Source organism: Nodularia sp. UHCC 0506 (assembly GCF_034931045.1).
GTDB lineage: Bacteria > Cyanobacteriota > Cyanobacteriia > Cyanobacteriales > Nostocaceae > Nodularia.
On sequence record NZ_JAYGHH010000005.1, the window covers coordinates 72370 to 91174 of the forward strand.

Consider the following 18805-nt stretch of genomic DNA (forward strand, 5'->3'; position numbering starts at 1 on the left):
CCGATATTGATCCGAGTTGCTTACGACAACAAATAGTATTAATTCCCCAAGATGCACATTTTTGGAGTCGTTCAATTTTAGATAACCTATCTTTAGGTTCTCCCAATATTAGCTTTGAGCAAATAGTGACAGCTTGTCAAGTTGCAGATGCAGATAACTTTATTAGTAAATTACCAGAAAAATATCAAACTATTTTAGGAGAATTTGGGGCGAACCTTTCCGGGGGACAAAAACAAAGACTAGCCATAGCTAGAGGAATTGTGACAAATCCTCCTATCTTGATTTTAGACGAATCCACCGCAGGACTAGACCCCGTGAGTGAAAGTTTAGTATTAGATCAATTACTCGCTTATCGTCAGCATAAAACCACCATTTTAATTAGTCATCGTCCCAGAGTAATTAAACGCGCCGATTGGATTGTATTCTTAGAAAATGGACAGCTAAAATTACAAGGTACACCCTCAGAACTCCTGAATATCCCAGGGGAACATTTAGACTTCTTAATTCCCTAAAAAAAACCATTAAATTCTCCCCTCTGTTTACTCAGGTTTGGGTGAGGTTTTGTATTTTATGGAAACAACACCGTAAATCCTCCCAGCTATTCCTTGACTTTGCGTATGAGAATGATTATTATTTTACTATTGATGCCAGTCATCAATCATACTTTGACAACTGCGACTTCTAGGGAATATTCCCAGAAAGACGTAGAAAATTTTAGTGGCAACTTTTGCTCAAAAGAGGTAAATTATGTCTAATATAGATATCATTCGCGCTTGGAAAGACGAAGAATATCGCCAAAGTTTAAGTGCTGAACAACAGGAACAGCTACCAGCAAACCCCGCAGGTTTAGTGGAATTAAATGATGAAGATATGTCATCTATTTCTGGTGGCTGTTCAAAGTGTGGTAATCCATTGCATACATTGTGGTTGGGTTGTAAACCTATTGGAGTAGAAGAACTCAGGTTCTAATTGGATTTAGGATTCCAAAAATTAGATTTCCCGATTTTTTGAATCGGGGATCTAAACATAATGGTAACAATGACTAAATAATTACTAATTCGTAATTCGTAATTCGTAATTATTTGGGTACAAGCCCCTGCTAATTTTAATTACTAGTTATCAATTAGGAATTATTTTGAATAACACAGTTTCCAATTTTCTCCCCACTGCAAAATCTGATGAATACTTACCTAGTATTGGTATTTGGACAAGATTAGGAGGATTATTTCTAGTTAGTTTCGTCGGTGCTGCTATTATAATTGCAGCCTTGACAAAATATCAACAAACTGTAAAAGCATCTGCGAATGTTCGCCCCACAGGTGAAGTGCGAATAGTCCAATCTGCATTAGCCGGAACTGTTAAAAAAATCTCCGTTCAAGAAAATCAGGTAGTGCAACAGGGTGATATTTTAGCAATTCTTGATGATACTCAATTGCAAAATCAAACCAGTCAACTGCAAGGAAATATTCAAAAATATCAATTACAACTTGCACAATTAGAGGCTCAAGTTCAAGCTTTAAATCGACAAATATATACAGAATCAGAACGCAATCGACGTATTATTAATTCAGCCTTAGCCGAACTTGAACGCACACAACGGGATTATCAAGATAGAAAAGTAGCTGTTAGTAGTGAATGGGAAGAAGCCCAAGCTAATATCAAAATTGCTGAAAAAGAATTACTGCAAGTTAAATCAGATTTAAAATCAATTCAGGCTAACTTAGCCAGTGCAGAAGCAGGATTAGAAGCAGCAATTATTAAGCGTTTACGTTACGAAAATATAGCTAAATCCGGTTCAATTTCTCAAAATCAATTAGAAGAAGTTCAACTAGCCGCAACTCAACAAGCGCAAATTGTAGAATCACAAAAAGCTACCTTAGAAAGTCAAAAACAAGTTATTCAACAAAGACAGCAAGCCTTAAATTCTGCAATAGCTAGAAGTAAAAAAGCTGATTCATCTCTTCATCCAAGTAATGCAGTAATTGCAATTGCTGAAGAAAAAGTAGCGACTGAACGGGCTAATGGAAAAACAAACTTAGCTCGATTACAGCAAGAAAGAGAAAGTTTAATTCAACGCCAAATTGAACTTCAAGACCAAATAAATAATACAGGAAAAGAAGTCCAACAAGTCTTAAAACAGATTGAAAAAACTGTAATTCGGGCTTCTGCAACGGGAACAATTTTACAATTAGATTTACGAAATCCTGGACAAGTGATAAGTTCAGGCGGTTCCATAGCTCAAATTGCGCCTAGTCAAACTCCTTTAATTATTAAAGCGCGTGTAGCTGCTGCTGATATTAGTAAAGTGTTTATTTGCGATTCTCCAGAAGTGGTAAATTGCCAAAAAGGACGGGTAAAAATGAGATTTTCTACCTATCCTTACCCCGATTATGGTATAATGAGAGGTGCGGTAAGAACGGTTACAGCCGATGCCATTTCATCACAAGATAACATGACAATTGAACCTTATTATGAGGTGACAATTGAGCCGGAAAAACTTTATTTTCAAAGGGATTCACAGCAATATCCTATTCAAGCGGGAATGGAAGTTTCCGCAGATATTATTGCTGAGTCAGAGAGTGTATTAACATTTATTCTCAGAAAAACTCGCTTAATTACCAGTTTATAAAGGCTCGTAGTGAGGACTTTAGTCCTCTCCATCGCCTCCCAAATTGCTATCCGCAGAGCTTGACAAAAAGGACTTTACCCATCTTACAAACTTAAATAGGGTTTGCTGTTTAGGCATAAAATTTTTGCCGTAGGGTAGGGAACAGTTGCAGCTATTTGTCATCCCCGAATTCACGCTTTTGATGGTACACCCTTCAAAAAACTTGCACCTACTTTCGGGTTTATCAACCTCAAGCCTGCGATTTATCTGAGTTTTATATTTATTCAGCCAGCCCTAAATATCTAATAAATTAGCACGGGGTTTAAAGCTTTCTATTTCCCGCAACTTTTCATAAAGTTCCCGTTCTTCAGATGTGATATTTTTAGGCATGACAATTTGAATTTCTACTAATTGATCGCCACGTTTACCATTTTCACCGGGGTAGCCTTTATTAGCTAAACGCAGTCTTTGGCCAGTTCTTACCCCTGGGGGGATAGTCATTTTGACGGGGCCATCTAAAGTAGGTGCTTCTACTTGTCCTCCTAACACTGCTTCACAGGGAGTCACAGGGACTTGGCAGAATATATTAAAACCATCTAGTTTAAATAGGCGATGGGGTTCAACGGTGATTTTTAAGTAGAGGTCGCCACCATTAATACCTTGATTGCGTAACCGGATAGTTTGACCTGTTACCATAGCTGGGGGCATATTTACTTCCAGCGATCGCCCATCTTCTAGTCTAATTCTTTCTTTACCACCTTGATAAGCCTTTTCTAGTGGTAGGGTTAATCTCGCTTCAATATCTCGGCGGGATGTGCGCGGTGGATTTTTGGGAACTGTATACTCCACTCTGCTTTTAGGAGAACGAAAGGGATCAGTTTTGGTGCTACTACCGGATTTTCTGGTGTCTTTACGATTTCCTACACCCACAACTTGATTAATAAAGCTCTCAAAATCATTAAACTGTCCGGGATCGACATCTTTAGTGCTGCTGCGTCCATTGGATGAACCAGCCCAAGTTTTAGCTTTTGGTGCTTTGTTATTCACAAAGCCTTTCTGCTTCCAATAGCGGCTAAACTGGTCATATTGCGATCGCCTAGCCGTATCAGAAAGGACTTCATAAGCCTCACCGATGTCTTTAAACTTTTCCTCTGCTTCTTTATTTCCGGGATTAAGATCAGGGTGATATTGTCTTGCTAACCGCCGATAAACCTTTTTAATTTCTTCACCGGAAGCATCCTTAGTTATTCCTAAAATTTCGTAGTAATCGCGAAAATTCTGCAAATTTTGCATAGCTTGAGTTATTTAACTGTTATTTTAGTAATAGAGACTGGGGAAAAGAGGCAGGGGGCAGGGAGCAGGGAGCAGGGGGAAAGATTGTAACCTTGCTCACAAATGCGGATTTAGATACTGCTTTGCAGGGGGCAGGGAACAGGGAGCAGGGGGAAAGATTGTAACTTCCTAATGACTAATGACTACTACCAATCATCATCATCATCCCAGTTATCCTGGTAGGTTGGTCGCGTCGGTTTGCGAGCAGAACGCCTGTCGTCGTAGGCAGGGTAGCGGCTATCTCTGCCGTAACCCCGATCATAGTTTCGGTTATAGTCTTTGCCATTGTCCCTGCCATAAGAATCACGTTCTCGATATGATGTATCACGAGAAAAATCGCGATCGCGTTCCTTGTCGCCACCTGTAAAAATGTCACGAATCGTCCCTAACAAGTCTTCGTCTTCGTCATCAGCATAATACTCACGGACTTCTCGGTTCAGTTCATACAAAGCATCTTGTAAGTCAGCATAGGCTTGATCAATGCCCCGGTCTTCATTTTCCTGGAGACTTTCCCGCAGTTCCCGACAAATACCATCAATGCGCTGGCGGCGATTACGGGCAAACTGCATCCCAAATTCTAATGCCACTTCTCTGAGTTGGCGTTCAGCTTGTAAAATCAAAGCCTCAGAACGAGTCCGTTTTTCTACCCTTTCTTTACGTTCTCGGTCAACATCGGCGTATTTTTGAGCATCCTGAATCATCCGATTTACTTCTGATTCACTCAAAGTCGAAGCACCTTGAATGGTGATGCTTTGTTCTCGCCCGGTAGTTCTATCTATAGCTGTTACCTGCAAAATACCGTTAGCATCAATATCAAAAGATACCTGTACTTGGGGAATACCTCTGGGCGCTGGCGGGATACCATAGAGCTTAAAACGTCCTAGAGACTTATTATTTGCTGCCATTTCCCTTTCACCCTGGACTACGTGAATTTCCACAGTGTTTTGGTTATTTTCTGACGTAGAAAAAATATCAGAACGGCGAACTGGGATAGTAGTATTGCGGGGAATCAGTTTTTTCATCACGCCACCAATGGTTTCTAATCCCAAAGATAATGGCGTAACGTCCAAAAGCAGCACGTCTTTGAGTTCACCAGCCAAAATACCTGCCTGAATGGCAGCGCCGATGGCTACAACCTCATCAGGATTGACATTTTCATTGGGTTCTATGCCAATTAAATCTCGCACTAACTGTTTGACTATGGGCATTCGCGTAGAACCACCAACTAACACCACTTCCTCAATATCTACCGGTGAAAGTCCCGAATCTTTGAGGGCGCGTTTAACTGGTGTCCGGATACGACTAATTAAGTCAATACATAAACCTTCAAATTGAGAACGAGTCAGGCGAGTTTCGAGATGTTTCGGTCCGTCTTCCGTAGCGGTAATGAAAGGTAAATTAATCTCGGTGACACTGACCGCCGAAAGTTCAATTTTCGCCTTTTCCGCAGCTTCCATGAGACGTTGTAGAGATTGTCTCTCTCGTCTTAAGTCTACCCCTTCAGCTTCTAAAAATTGGTCTGCTAACCAATCAACTATTTGTTTGTCAAAGTCATTACCACCCAGTTGAGTATCACCACTGGTAGCTTTAACTTCAAAAATGCCATCACCGACTTCCAAAATAGACACGTCAAAAGTACCACCACCCAAGTCAAAAACGAGGATAGTTTCAGTTGTACCCCTATCTAACCCATAAGCCAAAGATGCGGCTGTCGGTTCATTGAGAATCCGCAACACTTCTAAACCGGCAATTCTGCCAGCATCACGGGTAGCCTGTCGTTGGGAATCGTTAAAATAAGCTGGAACTGTAATTACTGCCCCTGTCACGGGTTCACCCAAATAGCGACTAGCATCTTCTGCTAATTTTTTCATCACCATTGCTGAAATTTCTTCGGGGGCGAAATCCTTTTTGAGACGGGGACAGGGAATTTTAATATTACCTAATTCATCTTTGCGGATAGTATAAGGTACACGCTTAGATTCTGGGCTGAGTTCACCATACTGCCGCCCTATAAAGCGTTTAACTGCAAAAAATGTATTTTGGGGGTTAAGAACGGTTTGCCGTCTGGCCATTTGCCCAACAACCCTTTCGCCCTCTTTGCTGAAGCCGACAACAGAGGGGGTTGTTCGCATTCCTTCTGCATTGGCAATCACCACCGGCTTACCACCCTCCATTACGGCGACTACTGAGTTGGTTGTACCCAAGTCGATGCCGACTACCTTGCCCATGCGTTACTCTTCTCCTAGCGTGTCTTGTACTTTTATTATGATTATGCGGGACTACCTCTAGCTGTTTGCTATTGGATAAAAACACTTCAATGATATGATATTCATCATTAGGGTAAGAAGTAGAGGAGTTTAAGCTTGAGGAGCTAGTTGCAAGACTAGGATAACATTGGGAATGCTAAGTATGTCCAAGTAGTCTAAAATATTATCCTGGAAATACTAGGCTCTACCGTTTCTTCAAGTTGGGAAATCCACCCTGAGAAACGTTGCTTTTGCCTTTCTCATGTTAAAAAAGTTGATATGGCAACTATTTTAAAGCTTTGATTTTAAAAGAGCGATTACTAAATCATCTGCGGCAGATAGCACGAGAAAGAGATCCTTACTTAGCCACAGCCGGGCATTTTTTTGTGCAAGAATACATCCGTCATGAATTTTCCCAATGGGAAAGTGTGGAAATCCACACCTTTTTAGTACGTGGTAAAAGCTGCCAGAATCTCATTCTCAATTTACCTTGTCAAGCTGGAAGGACAAAAAAAGATTTACCACCAATTTTAATTGCAGCTCATTACGATGCTGTACCAGGGACACCGGGGGCGGATGATAATGCTACAGGTGTGGCGGTATTGCTGGAGTTAGCCAAAAAGTTTGCGGCTGAACCAGCTAAATATCCTTTACGACTGGTGGCTTTTGATATGGAGGAATACGGGTTGCTGGGTAGTGCTGAATATGCAGCTTTGTTACACGAACAACGGCAACCTCTGCGTTTAATGATATCTCTGGAAATGTTGGGATATCGTGATTTTGCTGCTAATTCTCAAAGTTATCCTTCTCCTTTAGAACGCTTTTATCCCAATCAGGGCGATTTTATGGCTTTAATTGGGAATTTACGCACAATTGGCGATTTAATCGGGATGAGTCGCAATATTCGCCAAGTTGGTGTGCGGAGTCAGTGGCTACCTGTGCCGAATCGTGGTTTAATTGTGCCTCAAACTAGGCTCAGTGATCATGCGTCTTTTTGGGATTTGGGTTATCCAGCGATGATGGTGACAGATACGGCATTTTTAAGGAATCCCCATTATCACAAATCTAGTGATGCGATCGGCAAAGCCGCGCCTCCGGCGATCGCATCTTTGGATTTAGATTTTCTCACAGGTGTTTGTCAAGGTTTAGAAGCGGCTATTCGACGGTTATAATTTAATAATTTTTAGTCGAAGTATTAAAAAATGATTTCTTCTTTTTCTATTTATAATTTAATAGTTTGACTCTTTTCTCTCTCATTGTTTATTTGAGGGTGTGTGAGAATTTGTCAATCTTTTTTGAGTTTTTAGTTCTCGTAAGGAAAACGCGAACTCTTTGCTCATGATCTTACCTCCTCTTTTTCCTTAACCGAACAGTATTCACCCTTAGCTATGCCTAATCTCTATGTTAGGGGATTTTTAGAGATGGGGGTATCTAGCGTCTTGGAGGCTTTGTAACTATTTTTGTAAATTATGTTGACTTTTTGTAACGCTATTGTTACAGTAGTTTACATAAGTTAGCAAATACCTCAAACAACCTACGTAAATCACTATTAATAAAGTTGCCTTGGGCTTGAGATAAATTTTCGCTTCTTAAGTATTGTTGTATCTAAATCGTCATTCTTACTTCTCCTAATCACGAACCTCAGTTGCCAAGCTGAGGTTTTTTGTTGGGGATATTAGCCCTGTGTTTGTGAAATATTTCGGCAAAAAACTGCCTGAGAGCTTGCCAAGAACGCTTTTCTACAACTGGATTGTACAGCGATCGCGGTGGATTGTTGGCTTCTGGATTTGTGAAGCTATGGACTGCACCACCAACCGTAAATATCAGCAGCAAATGCAACATAACCAAGTTTAGCTAATTCCTCGGTGCGTTCCTTCACAAAAGACTGTAAACCTTTCCACTCATGCACTACTAAAACACCAGGACGCTTACCTGGGATAGAATCATCGAAAGCTAGATAACCTTCTAAGACAGTATCACCGTGTTTATACTCAATAGTTCGGGTTTGAATGGCTGCTCACACTTGTGTAGAAGATAACGACCTTACTACAGCGAAGACCAAAACCGAAATCAGTAATTTCATGAGGGGATTAATTGAGACTTTATGAATATTTTGCCAATTTGGCAGGGCTAAATTACACAGCGATCGCTACATTAGAAGATACAACAAGATATTATTTATAGGCGACTCACACAAAATCAATGAGTGCAAATCTCACTATTTCCCAAAATCCCCTACTTAAAGGTTCTGGCTTACCTCCCTTCGGTGAAATTCAACCAGAGCAAATAGTACCAGCTTTCACCGAACTATTGGCAGAACTTGACCACAAGCTGACAAGCCTGGAAGCTAATATTCAACCTACTTGGAGCGGCTTAGTAGAACCATTAGAAAAGCTTACAGAACAGCTAAACTGGAGTTGGGGCATAGTGAGCCATTTAATGGGTGTGAAAAATAGCCCTGAACTGCGTGAAGCTTATGAAACCGTACAACCACAAGTAATACAGTTTCTTAATAAACTCGGTCAAAGCCAACCAATTTATCATGCTCTCAAAGAACTCCGCGCCAGTGATAACTGGGCTACTTTAGAATCAGCCCAACAGCGCATTGTCGAAGCTGGTATCAGAGATGCCGAACTTTCCGGTGTTGGCTTACAAGGAGAAGCCAGGGAGCGTTTTAACGCCATCCAAATGGAATTAGCAGAACTTGGCACCAAATTCTCAAACCATGTCCTAGATGCCACCAAAGCCTTTAACTTAACCCTGACAACAAAAGCTGAAATTGATGGCTTACCCGATAGCTTAATTAGTTTAGCAGCCCAGGCAGCTCGTGCGGCAGGAGCAGAAAACGCCACCCCAGAAAATGGCCCTTGGCGCATTACCTTAGACTTTCCCAGCTATGGTCCATTCATGCAGCACAGCACCCGCCGAGATTTGCGCGAACAACTTTACAAAGCTTTCATTACTCGTGCCTCATCCGGTGAGTTAAATAATCAACCGTTAATTGAGCGCACTTTGGAACTGCGGCAAGAATTAGCAAGTTTACTCGGCTTTGACAATTATGCCCAGTTGAGCCTAGCTAGTAAAATGGCTCCTAATGTGGCCGCAGTCGAAGCATTATTAGAAGAACTACGTCACGCCAGTTATGATGCTGCTGTCAAAGACTTAGAAGCACTCAAAGCCTTTGCCGCCAACAAAAAAGCACCAGAAGCCGACGATTTACAACACTGGGATACCAGCTTTTGGGCAGAACGGCAACGGGAAGAAAAATTTGCCTTCACCGCCGAAGAATTACGTCCTTATTTTCCCTTACCGCAAGTCTTAGACGGCTTATTTGGACTTGTCAATCGCTTGTTTGGTGTTACCGTCACCCCTGCTGATGGTCAAGCCCCCGTCTGGAATGAGGATGTGCGTTATTTTCAAATTGCTGATGAAACTGGTAGTCCTCTAGCTTACTTCTACTTAGACCCCTACAGCCGTCCCGCCGAAAAACGTGGTGGTGCTTGGATGGATATATGTATTAATCGCAGCAAAATCACTAACAATGGTGTAACAGAGATTCGTTTACCTGTGGCTTATTTGGTATGTAACCAAAGTCCCCCGGTTGATGGTAAGCCAAGTTTGATGACGTTCTATGAAGTAGAAACGTTATTTCATGAATTTGGTCATGGCTTGCATCACATGATGACCAAAGTAGACTACACCGGAGCAGCAGGTATCAACAATGTCGAATGGGATGCTGTAGAACTACCAAGTCAATTCATGGAAAACTGGTGCTATGAGCGACCAACTTTGTTTGGTATGGCGAAGCATTATCAAACTGGTGAACCCTTACCGGAGCATTATTACCAAAAACTCCTAGCTGCACGCAACTATATGAGTGGTAGTGTGATGTTGCGGCAAGTTCACTTCAGCAGTGTGGATTTAGAATTACACTATCGTTATCGCCCTGGTAGTGGTGAAACTGCCGCAGATATGCGCCAAAAGATTGCCAAAACTACTACAGTTTTACCGCCGCTACCAGAAGACGCTTTTTTATGCGCTTTTGGACACATTTTCGCTGGTGGTTATGCCGCAGGTTATTACAGCTACAAGTGGGCTGAAGTTCTGAGTGCTGATGCGTTTGCCGCTTTTGAAGAAGCTGGTTTAGAAGATGAACAAGCGATAAAAGCTACAGGTAAACGTTACCGGGATACAGTCTTAGCTCTCGGTGGTAGTCAACATCCCATGAATGTGTTTGCATCTTTCCGAGGTCGTGAACCTAGTACGACTTCGTTACTCAAGCATACTGGTTTATTACAGACTGCGGCTTAACGGTTTTAGTTACGAGCGCCCCAGGAGGGGAAGTTAAAGGTCAAAAGTATTACATCTCTTAGCAACGAATGACACAAACACATTTTTCTTCCTTGCCTGAAAGCCTTGCTATATAACGGTTATAAAAGGTGTTTGTTAGGAGTAGTAATGAGTAGGGTGTGTTTTGCCGTAGGCTAACGCACCTTAACTTGTTTGCTAAACCAAGATGGTGCGTTGCATGACAACACAACCTTATATCTACATTAAGGTTATATACCTAACAAACGTTAGTACAACAGTGTCATTTAAGCCAATAAATCTTGATAAAAACTATTTAATTTAAACCCTAATTAATTTCTTCCACACCTCCCTCAAGTGTGAAACGCTTTATTTTATATTTTGAAAAACACGACAACCACACATTTATATAAAATTATTTGCAATACTTAACTTTTCTCTAATTAAAATAAATCAACATAGATTAAAAATAATAACTAAAATAATAATTCATGAAGTTTATTACGCTAAATTGAAAGTATACTTAATCCTAGAAGTCTAGTTCCTAGTTTAAGTAACTTAGTGCAATAAAACTCAACATCAATTAACTATTGATCACAGTATTTAGTGATAATAGCTAATGATTAGAAGTTTTTTTGTGCTGAATTACTTTCTAGGTTATGGCGGTTTTCAGATGAATGAAAACCGTGTTGATAGCTCAAAGCCTTGAAGCAAATGGCTTTACACTCAGCACTTTGCTATATCGAGCAAGGCGTTGCAACTTTCAACTCAGCCAAGTAATAAGAGCAAACACCAAAGCAACTTTAAGGGCGAGATGTAACAATGATTGAAAAAATTTTGCTAGCGGTTTCTGGCTTGGGCCATGCAGAAGAAATGCTCAAAACCTTAAAGGAGATGCCATCAATCGAATCTGCGAAGGTTACAGTTCTGCACGTTGTACCTCCCCAAACAACAGCTGAAGCAATGACAGATAAATGGGAAGAGGGTGGAAAAATCTTGGCTAATGCCATTCAGTTTCTGAATTTAAATCCTAGTCAGGTATCTTCCATTTTACGGCAAGGTGATCCCAAGGATGTAGTTTGCCAAGTAGCAGATGAAATGGATGCTGACTTAATTATTATGGGTTCTCGCGGACTCAAGCGTTTGCAATCAATTTTATCTAACTCGGTGAGTCAGTATGTTTTTCAGCTATCTTCTCGCCCCATGCTGCTGGTAAAGGATGATATTTATGTCAAGAGAATTAAGCGGGTTATGGTGGCGATGGATAATTCTGATTCTGCCAAAAAATGCTTAAGCTTGGCATTATTTTTATTACAAGGTGTTCAGGGTAGTCAGTTAATTTTGACTAATGTGACTACAGATTTGCGGAGTAAGAAATCTGAAGTTACTGAAATTATCCCAGAAAAAAATACAGTTTTGGCAGATGCGGTTGCCGAAGCCCAAAAATACGGTGTGCAAACTCGCTGTGTCACCAGTAGCGGCAAACCTGGGGAAGAAATTTGCCGTCTAGCAGAAGAGTTAAATACAGACTTATTATTGCTTGGTTCTCCAGACCGTCGGCCATCGGTGGCTAAGAGTTTGGTGGATATAGACAGACTCATCGGTGCTTCTTTGTCTGACTATGTTCGAGTTAATGCCACCTGTCCGGTGTTGTTGGCGCGGACTGTCGCTTAATATTGCAAAGTGCTGAGTGCTGAGTTCTGAGTTCTGAGTTCTTAGTGCTGAGTTCTGAGTTCTTAGTGCTGAGTGCTGAGTTCTTAGTGCTGAGTGCTGAGTTCTGAGTTCTGAGTAAAAACCAAGTAGGAGCAGGGCTGTTTCGTTCCCTAAAAGGGTTAAAATTGCAAGGGTCAAACAGATAAAAATTGAGGGCAAATCTACAATTAGGACAAAAAGTTTTTGTGTCTTCAGCCCAAAATACCTGATTTTTCTTTGCGTCTTTGCGCCTAGCGCACTTTGTGCTAGAGCATACGGCACGACGCTAAAGCCTCCGGCACGCTGCGCGAACGCTGGGGCGTGAGATTATCCTCTTGACAAATCTCCAACACAAGGGAATGAAACAGCCCTGGGATTTAGGGGGCAAAACAGGCTCAAACGCAGATAGGTAGGAATTGTGTATACACGGTAGGTAAGGGATGAGGGGGCTAAGATGTATCTTAGATAATTGGAAACAGTTGTATGCTCAATTACTAATAATAATTTTAATAAACCCGTCCTTACCTCAAGGCTTTCAGTCCTCAACAATTTCCTAACTTCCTGGGCGATTGCTATATTATGCTAAATTTTGCGGTTGTTCAACAAAAAACCCCTGCACCAATGGTGTTGGGGTTCTTTATTTTATGCACAAATGTCAAGAATCTTTTCCACCTTCACGGCTAGCAGTTTGGATGTAAAGAACGATTAAAAACACTGCGGGAACTAGAACGAACAGAATGCTCGCTACAAACCCTAGTTCATTCACTTGCATAGCAAGAAAGCCTCTCTTTAATTTCAGTTTCTATTCAACAACTTTAGAATAGCATTATCGATGCCAGTGTTAGCTGAAATCTTTGCCAAGTTAGATGTTAGGGTTTGGTTACTACACTGATTGGGCCATTTACTAGGGTTTGACAGGCGAGGCGGTAATTATCAGGCTTTTTCTTAAACTTTTGGTTCTCTACATTTGTGCGCGGGGAAAGGTTTTCCATTCCTTCGACTATTTCCACAATGCAAGTACCGCATTGACCAGCGCCACCGCAATTGGTCATTTTGCCAATAAATTTATATATATCAATGCTATTTTCCATAGCTTTGAGTCGAAGATTAGCCCCATCTGCTGCTATTACTTCTTTATTTTCTTTGACAAATTTGATGTTACCCATAACTGATTGATACCTTTTTGATGGTAGGCGTGGCTGGAAAAGCTGAGTTTTAGACAGGTTCCGTAAACTATCCTACTGAATTTCTGGTAGCTTATTACAAAATATTAATAAATATCAAGTTTAAACAAGAAGAAATAGCCAAATAAATAGGACAGATAAGATACCTGTCCTATGAATCGGTAATCGGTTAGCTTACCTGAATCCAACAGCTGCTTGCCATACAAAAGCCAGCAACAAGAAAAACACGGGAATAATTGGGAGAACATCTACCAAAGGATCGAAGATTTGGTAAGCTTCAGGCAATTTTGCTAATAACAATGCTGCTTCCATGTTTGTTTAAATCCACCTATCTAACACAGGTTCATAATTGAGATGTATCTTAACATGGTTTGGGTGTTAGGAATTGGGGATTGGGTGTTTAATATTTTGGAATTAAACAGATTCTGGGATAGTTTCTATTCCTTAGTTGAGCCAGTGGGCAAATTCGGTGGCAAAGCGATCGCTTAATATTGCTTCACGAATCTTTTGCGTAAAGCGAATTAGTTCGGTAATGTTGTGAATACTCAATAATGTGTAGCCTAAAATTTCTTGCGATCGCACTAAATGAGAGATATAAGCCCGGCTAAAATTTTGACAAGCATAACAAGGGCAAGTCTCATCTAATGGCGTATAATCTTCACGAAACTTAGCATTTTTTAAATTCCAGCGTTCTCCCTGCACAATTGCTGTACCATGTCTCGCCCACCGGGTAGGAATCACACAATCAAATAAATCTACACCAGAAGCGATCGCAATAGCCATTTCCCGATAAGTCCCCACACCCATCAAATAACGGGGCTTCTCCCGTGGTAACAGTGGCGCTGTAGTCCGCACAATATCAGCCATGAGTTCGGGAGGTTCTCCCACACTCACACCACCAATAGCATATCCAGGCAAATCTAACTTCGCTAAAGCCTGAGCTGCTTGGGCGCGTAAATCCAAGTACACCCCTCCTTGGACGATACCAAATAAAGCTTGATCGCTACGTTGATGAAAGTTCATACAGCGTTCTAGCCAACGATAAGTCCTCTGAGTTGCAGCTTCCACATCTTGGCGACTAGCTGGGTAGGGGGGACATTCATCAAAGGCCATGATCACATCAGCCCCTAAAGTATTTTGGATCTCTATAGAGCGTTCTGGGGTTAAGTGGATAATTTGCCCATCGTGGGGTGAGCGAAAAGTTACACCATCTTCGGAAATTTTCCGCATTTCGCTCAAGCTAAAAACTTGAAAACCACCAGAATCAGTGAGCATTGGACCATTCCAGCCCATAAATTTATGTAATCCACCACCTCCCGCCACAATCCTTTCTCCTGGTTGCAGGTGCAGATGATAGGTATTAGATAAAACCATTTGCGCCCCAGTGCTTTTTAGTTGGTCTGGGGTGACAGTTTTAACATTTGCCAAGGTTCCCACAGGCATAAATCTTGGGGTTTCCACAGGGCCATGAGGAGTGTGAAATACTCCAGCCCTGGCTTTTGTCTGGCTACATTCAGCCAGGGATTGAAAAGAAAAATTGGCACTCAAGGTAAAATTAATGCGATCGCGCTAAATATGGACAAAAAAATCTAAAAACTGGCAATTGATTGGTTGTGAACACTTCAGGACTCACAACTAAGGCATCACCAACTTTTTGAGTATATGCTTTTTAAAATGAATCAGAACAGTCATCATCAATTTCTGCATCCCATTTAGCGGAAAAAACTTGTTCCATCATGGCTTCTATGGCGCTGACATTCAAGTTGCGCTCTTTTCGCTCTTGTGAGGGAGTCGAAAGGGGAATCAGCCTTAAACACATACTTTCTTGCAATAAGTCAAAGTAGGTTTCTTGTTCTGGTGATTGTTTTAGTTCTAGGTAATCAAAACTATAGACATTCAAGTAAAGCGCAGAGTTAGCAACTAGGGTAGACCTGTGAGGGTTGACAAAGACTTCCATCACATCTCCTTCACCCTCACTCTGTAATTTGCCGAATTGGGTGTAGATGTAGTGGACTCGACCTAAATCAGACAGCAATCGCCGAATGTCGAGCTTATTCACAATTATTCCCGTGTTAACAATACACGGAGCTGGTATCCTGGTGTCGGGTAGATGGTGACTCATAGGAAAATAGGAGATAGGCAAAGGTGAGGGACAACACAGCTAAAATGTCAATTTCACAGCCTGTTGGCCTCCTACATTTAAAAAATATCAACTTTGGAAGGCGATCGTCTAATAAGTCTAAGGTTAAGTTATTAGTTGCAGAATACAAAATCAATTGGTGTTTGTACTAGTACAACACGGCGTAAATAAACAAATCATTCAAAATCAATAAAAAGCCGATATAATCAGCTTTTCGACTTTTGACGAACGCCAGGCGGTGCTAGTTTGATTTGCTAACTTTACTGAAATTTAGTTGCAATTAGCACTCAAAGAATATACTACTGAGAACAGCATAACAAAGTTTTTTCCATGAGTCTCTAATCAAAGGCGATCTTATTTAAACCTTTAAAATCCCCTCTGACTGCTGCTGTCGTATTTGTGGACAACATCTATCAGCCACTTTATGTATATTAATCAACGTCATGAATTAGCCACAGTAGTGAAAAAATTAGTTTTAAATTTATTTGCTAGTTTAATATTTTATACTGCTATTCCTCTGCCCTATATCAATGGGCTAGACTTCCAAAGGGTGGCGTATTTTGCCCCATTAGTCGGGCTGATGATTGGCGGAATTTTAGGGCTATGTGATAGTGGCATGAATTACCTGGGAATACCAGTGTTAACTCGTAGCGCTTTGGTTGTTAGTATTTGGATGGCAATTACGGGAGGATTGCATTTAGATGGGGTAATGGATACTGCTGATGGTTTAGCGGTGGGTAATGCCGAAAAACGCTTAGAGGTAATGGCGGATAGTGCTACAGGTGCGTTTGGGGCAATGGCCGCGATCGCCTTAATATTACTTAAAACTACAGCTTTAATCGATATTGGTGATCATCGTTGGCTAGTGCTAATAGCAGCTTGTGGCTGGGGACGCTGGGGACAACAAGTAGCGATCGCCTGCTATCCTTATTTAAAACCCACCGGTAAAGGCGCATTCCACAAAGCAGCCATTCGTACATACAAAGATTTATTACCAGGACTATTGTTGCTATTTAGCCTCAGTATTATTCTGGTTATTTTAAATAAAGAATATCTATTTTTCGCACTCAGTATCATACTAGCTGGAAGTGCGATCGCCATCCTCACCGGGTTATGGTTTCATCACAAATTAGGCGGACACACAGGAGACACCTACGGCGCAGTCGTTGAATGGACAGAAGCCTTATTCCTCTGCGTCCTCACAATTTTTTAGTAAGCACTCAGCACTCAGCACTCTACTGAAAGGATTTCGACGAACCACAGACTCACTGCTTAAACCCACCCCTACCCACTCAGCACTCAGCACTCAGCACTCTACTTAACTGCTTGCAGCTTTGTCACCTTGAGTTTAAAAGGCCCAACCCCAGTTTCGCCAAAAGACCGGACACGGATAATATAGTTTCCCGTTTCGGGAATGCGGGTAAACAGTAAGGAATTGCTAGTACCATCTGGGCCATCATCATTTTCTGCCACTGTTGCCCCATTGGATGCTAAGAGGGTGATGATGGTGTCAAAACTCTCAGAAGTCAAGTCAATTACTAACTTCTCACCCTTATCTAACTTGACTATATAATCACGGCCAAATCCACCCTGACCGGTGGGAATATCTTTGTCTGAGAGTATATCAGACAGTTCAGTACTAGGAGTTAAAGGAATTGGACTATACAATTTATTTTGGGCAAATCCTACCCTGGGATTTATGCCAATTACCAACAAAGTGGCAGGAATAATTATTAGTTGTCTTAAACCCACCACAAAAGCTTTACTCATAAGATTAAACAGTTATCAGTTAAAAAATGTAATTGGGTCGAAATCCTTGACTTAATCTGTGTTATGACTGTTTACTGATTTCAGGTATTTATCTTTTACAGCAGTAGTAACAGCTGCTAAACCTAAAACAGAAATACCATCTCGATTAAGAATTTTTATAGCAGACCTGGTTGTGGCACCAGTGGTATATATATCGTCAACTAACAAGATTGGGATATTTCGACGGTGACGGTGTAATTCTTGCCCAATAGCAAATGCTTCCGCTAAGTTAGCTTCTCGTTCAGATACTGATAACCCAAATTGTGCTTTAGTTTCTTGGACTCTTTTTAAACCATTTAACTGTAATTTTAACCCAGTTGTTTGACAGAAACTTTCAGCTATGAGTCCAGCTTGATTATAACCGCGTGTTTTTTGTTTATGGGGATGGAGTGGTATGGGGACGACTAAGGGCTGTGGGTTGCATTTTGACAAATTTGATAACAACCATGCTTCTCCCAGCCATTGACCTAAAGGACGGGCAATTTGGGGTTGATTTTCGTATTTCATCATAGCGATCGCACGTTTGACAGTCCCGCCATAGGTTCCCCAGCCAAATACAGGTAATGGTTGTTGCCACAAAGCCGCAGGGTTTTTGTGCTGACAGTTTTTGAGTTGCTTAGTACAGTAAGGACAAAATTCACCAGATGTCGGTCTTTGGCATAAAGGACAATGGGATTGGAGAAACAGGTTGAGAAAGTTGTTAAAACTGTGCTTCCATTTGGACATTTATACGGTGGGGAATGGGGAGAAGAGGAACGGGTGCAGGGGGCAGGGGGCAGGGGAGAACAGTTTTTAATTATTGGGGAGTAATTTCATATATACGCGATCGCAGCGTGGCGTTTCCACTCCGGTTGCAAGTTGATAACCATTGCTTTCATATAGCTTGACTGCTTCCACCAAAACACCAGCAGTTTCAATCCAAATTTCCTCAAAACCACGGTTGGCGATCGCTGCTTCTAGCTGTTGTAACAAATATTTCCCCAATCCTAAACCCCTAACACTGGATAAAAGATACATTTTGCGGATTTCTACGGCTTTTTTACCACGTTTTATCGGGTAGTATGCCCCCGTACCAACTAGCTGATTTTGGTGTTCGATTACCCAAAACTCACCTCCATTTTCTAAGTAAAACTCTTCTACTTGCAGCACATCTTTGTCTGCGCCCTTGGGTTCCCAACCCAGACCATATTCTGATAATACATAACTGACGACAGAAGCGGCTCTGGTGCGATCGCCTATCTCCCAGTTACGAATCAAAAAATCTTGATAATAGTTTTTCATTACTATTTAGGGGGGTCAGGTTTGCACAGAAAATTTTTCTGAATCTATATTCCAATGTACCCATTCAATAGCTTCTGTGGGAAACTTGCTCATATAGTCATGCTATAACAGCATTTTTTCCAGCTAAACTAAAGGAAGACTTCAGAGTATTTGTACTCAAGGGGAATTTAACTCCAAACCACAGAAATAACCCTTTGAAATTGGG

General features: G+C 41.3%; 19 protein-coding genes. 7 read left to right on the plus strand and 12 right to left on the minus strand.

Translation table 11 applies throughout. From position 1 onward, the window contains the following. The 3 genes from VB654_RS05695 to VB654_RS05705 all read left to right on the plus strand — a co-directional run. Positions 1 to 512: ATP-binding cassette domain-containing protein (locus tag VB654_RS05695; RefSeq protein WP_323212583.1), on the plus strand; the 512-nt coding region annotated here is incomplete at its 5' end. 235 nt (positions 513 to 747) lie between these two features. After that, the gene (locus VB654_RS05700; RefSeq protein WP_323212584.1) at positions 748 to 969 is read left to right on the plus strand and encodes a mersacidin/lichenicidin family type 2 lantibiotic; all 222 of its coding nucleotides are present in this window, start codon (positions 748 to 750) and stop codon (positions 967 to 969) included. 166 nt (positions 970 to 1135) lie between these two features. Next, entirely contained in the window at positions 1136 to 2629 is a 1494-nt protein-coding gene (locus VB654_RS05705; RefSeq protein ID WP_323212585.1) for a biotin/lipoyl-binding protein, read from the plus strand. Between the two features lie 273 nt (positions 2630 to 2902). On the opposite strand, the gene VB654_RS05710 is transcribed toward VB654_RS05705, so the two are convergent. Together VB654_RS05710 and dnaK are read right to left on the minus strand one after the other, a co-directional pair. After that, the gene (locus VB654_RS05710; RefSeq protein WP_323212586.1) at positions 2903 to 3901 is read right to left on the minus strand and encodes a J domain-containing protein; all 999 of its coding nucleotides are present in this window, start codon (positions 3899 to 3901) and stop codon (positions 2903 to 2905) included. A 185-nt stretch (positions 3902 to 4086) separates the two neighbouring features. After that, the gene (gene dnaK / locus VB654_RS05715) at positions 4087 to 6168 is read right to left on the minus strand and encodes a molecular chaperone DnaK (protein WP_323212587.1); all 2082 of its coding nucleotides are present in this window, start codon (positions 6166 to 6168) and stop codon (positions 4087 to 4089) included. Between the two features lie 317 nt (positions 6169 to 6485). On the opposite strand from dnaK, the gene VB654_RS05720 reads away from it, so the two are divergent. After that, on the plus strand, positions 6486 to 7358 hold the full coding sequence (locus VB654_RS05720; RefSeq protein ID WP_323212588.1) for a M28 family peptidase: 873 nt from the start codon (positions 6486 to 6488) through the stop codon (positions 7356 to 7358). 469 nt (positions 7359 to 7827) lie between these two features. On the opposite strand, the gene VB654_RS25200 is transcribed toward VB654_RS05720, so the two are convergent. Beyond that, the gene (locus VB654_RS25200) at positions 7828 to 8028 is read right to left on the minus strand and encodes a hypothetical protein (RefSeq protein ID WP_416235660.1); all 201 of its coding nucleotides are present in this window, start codon (positions 8026 to 8028) and stop codon (positions 7828 to 7830) included. Continuing rightward, complete coding sequence (locus tag VB654_RS25205; protein WP_416235661.1) at positions 7982 to 8095, minus strand: dienelactone hydrolase family protein; 114 nt, start codon at positions 8093 to 8095, stop codon at positions 7982 to 7984. The genes VB654_RS25200 and VB654_RS25205 overlap by 47 nt, the downstream gene beginning before the upstream one ends. A gap of 293 nt (positions 8096 to 8388) precedes the next feature. Between VB654_RS25205 and VB654_RS05730 the strand changes: the two genes are divergently transcribed. Together VB654_RS05730 and VB654_RS05735 are read left to right on the plus strand one after the other, a co-directional pair. Beyond that, complete coding sequence (locus tag VB654_RS05730) at positions 8389 to 10497, plus strand: M3 family metallopeptidase (protein ID WP_323212589.1); 2109 nt, start codon at positions 8389 to 8391, stop codon at positions 10495 to 10497. Positions 10498 to 11316: 819 nt separating this feature from the next. Beyond that, positions 11317 to 12168, plus strand: a complete 852-nt coding sequence (locus tag VB654_RS05735; RefSeq protein ID WP_323212590.1) for a universal stress protein — start codon at positions 11317 to 11319, stop codon at positions 12166 to 12168. 673 nt (positions 12169 to 12841) lie between these two features. On the opposite strand, the gene psbM is transcribed toward VB654_RS05735, so the two are convergent. From psbM to VB654_RS05760, 5 genes are all read right to left on the minus strand, one after another. Then, entirely contained in the window at positions 12842 to 12958 is a 117-nt protein-coding gene (psbM, locus tag VB654_RS05740; RefSeq protein ID WP_006195024.1) for a photosystem II reaction center protein PsbM, read from the minus strand. Positions 12959 to 13055: 97 nt separating this feature from the next. Further along, entirely contained in the window at positions 13056 to 13352 is a 297-nt protein-coding gene (locus VB654_RS05745) for a 2Fe-2S iron-sulfur cluster-binding protein (protein ID WP_323212591.1), read from the minus strand. A gap of 192 nt (positions 13353 to 13544) precedes the next feature. Next, a complete protein-coding gene (locus tag VB654_RS05750) occupies positions 13545 to 13682 on the minus strand; it encodes a photosystem II reaction center protein K (RefSeq protein ID WP_010995059.1) in 138 nt (45 codons plus the stop codon). A 132-nt stretch (positions 13683 to 13814) separates the two neighbouring features. After that, complete coding sequence (tgt, locus tag VB654_RS05755) at positions 13815 to 14918, minus strand: tRNA guanosine(34) transglycosylase Tgt (protein ID WP_323212593.1); 1104 nt, start codon at positions 14916 to 14918, stop codon at positions 13815 to 13817. Positions 14919 to 15039: 121 nt separating this feature from the next. After that, a complete protein-coding gene (locus tag VB654_RS05760; protein WP_323212594.1) occupies positions 15040 to 15492 on the minus strand; it encodes a hypothetical protein in 453 nt (150 codons plus the stop codon). A gap of 442 nt (positions 15493 to 15934) precedes the next feature. On the opposite strand from VB654_RS05760, the gene cobS reads away from it, so the two are divergent. After that, positions 15935 to 16723 (plus strand): adenosylcobinamide-GDP ribazoletransferase, encoded by a 789-nt coding sequence (gene cobS, locus VB654_RS05765; RefSeq protein ID WP_323212596.1) that lies wholly within the window; start codon positions 15935 to 15937, stop codon positions 16721 to 16723. A gap of 101 nt (positions 16724 to 16824) precedes the next feature. Here cobS and VB654_RS05770 read toward each other — a convergent pair whose 3' ends face one another. From VB654_RS05770 to VB654_RS05780, 3 genes are all read right to left on the minus strand, one after another. Continuing rightward, positions 16825 to 17280: a PPC domain-containing protein gene (locus VB654_RS05770; protein WP_323212598.1), complete on the minus strand. Its 456-nt coding sequence runs from the start codon at positions 17278 to 17280 to the stop codon at positions 16825 to 16827. Between the two features lie 51 nt (positions 17281 to 17331). After that, entirely contained in the window at positions 17332 to 18045 is a 714-nt protein-coding gene (locus VB654_RS05775) for a ComF family protein (protein WP_323212600.1), read from the minus strand. 66 nt (positions 18046 to 18111) lie between these two features. After that, complete coding sequence (locus tag VB654_RS05780; protein WP_323212602.1) at positions 18112 to 18600, minus strand: GNAT family N-acetyltransferase; 489 nt, start codon at positions 18598 to 18600, stop codon at positions 18112 to 18114. Positions 18601 to 18805 lie beyond the last annotated feature (205 nt).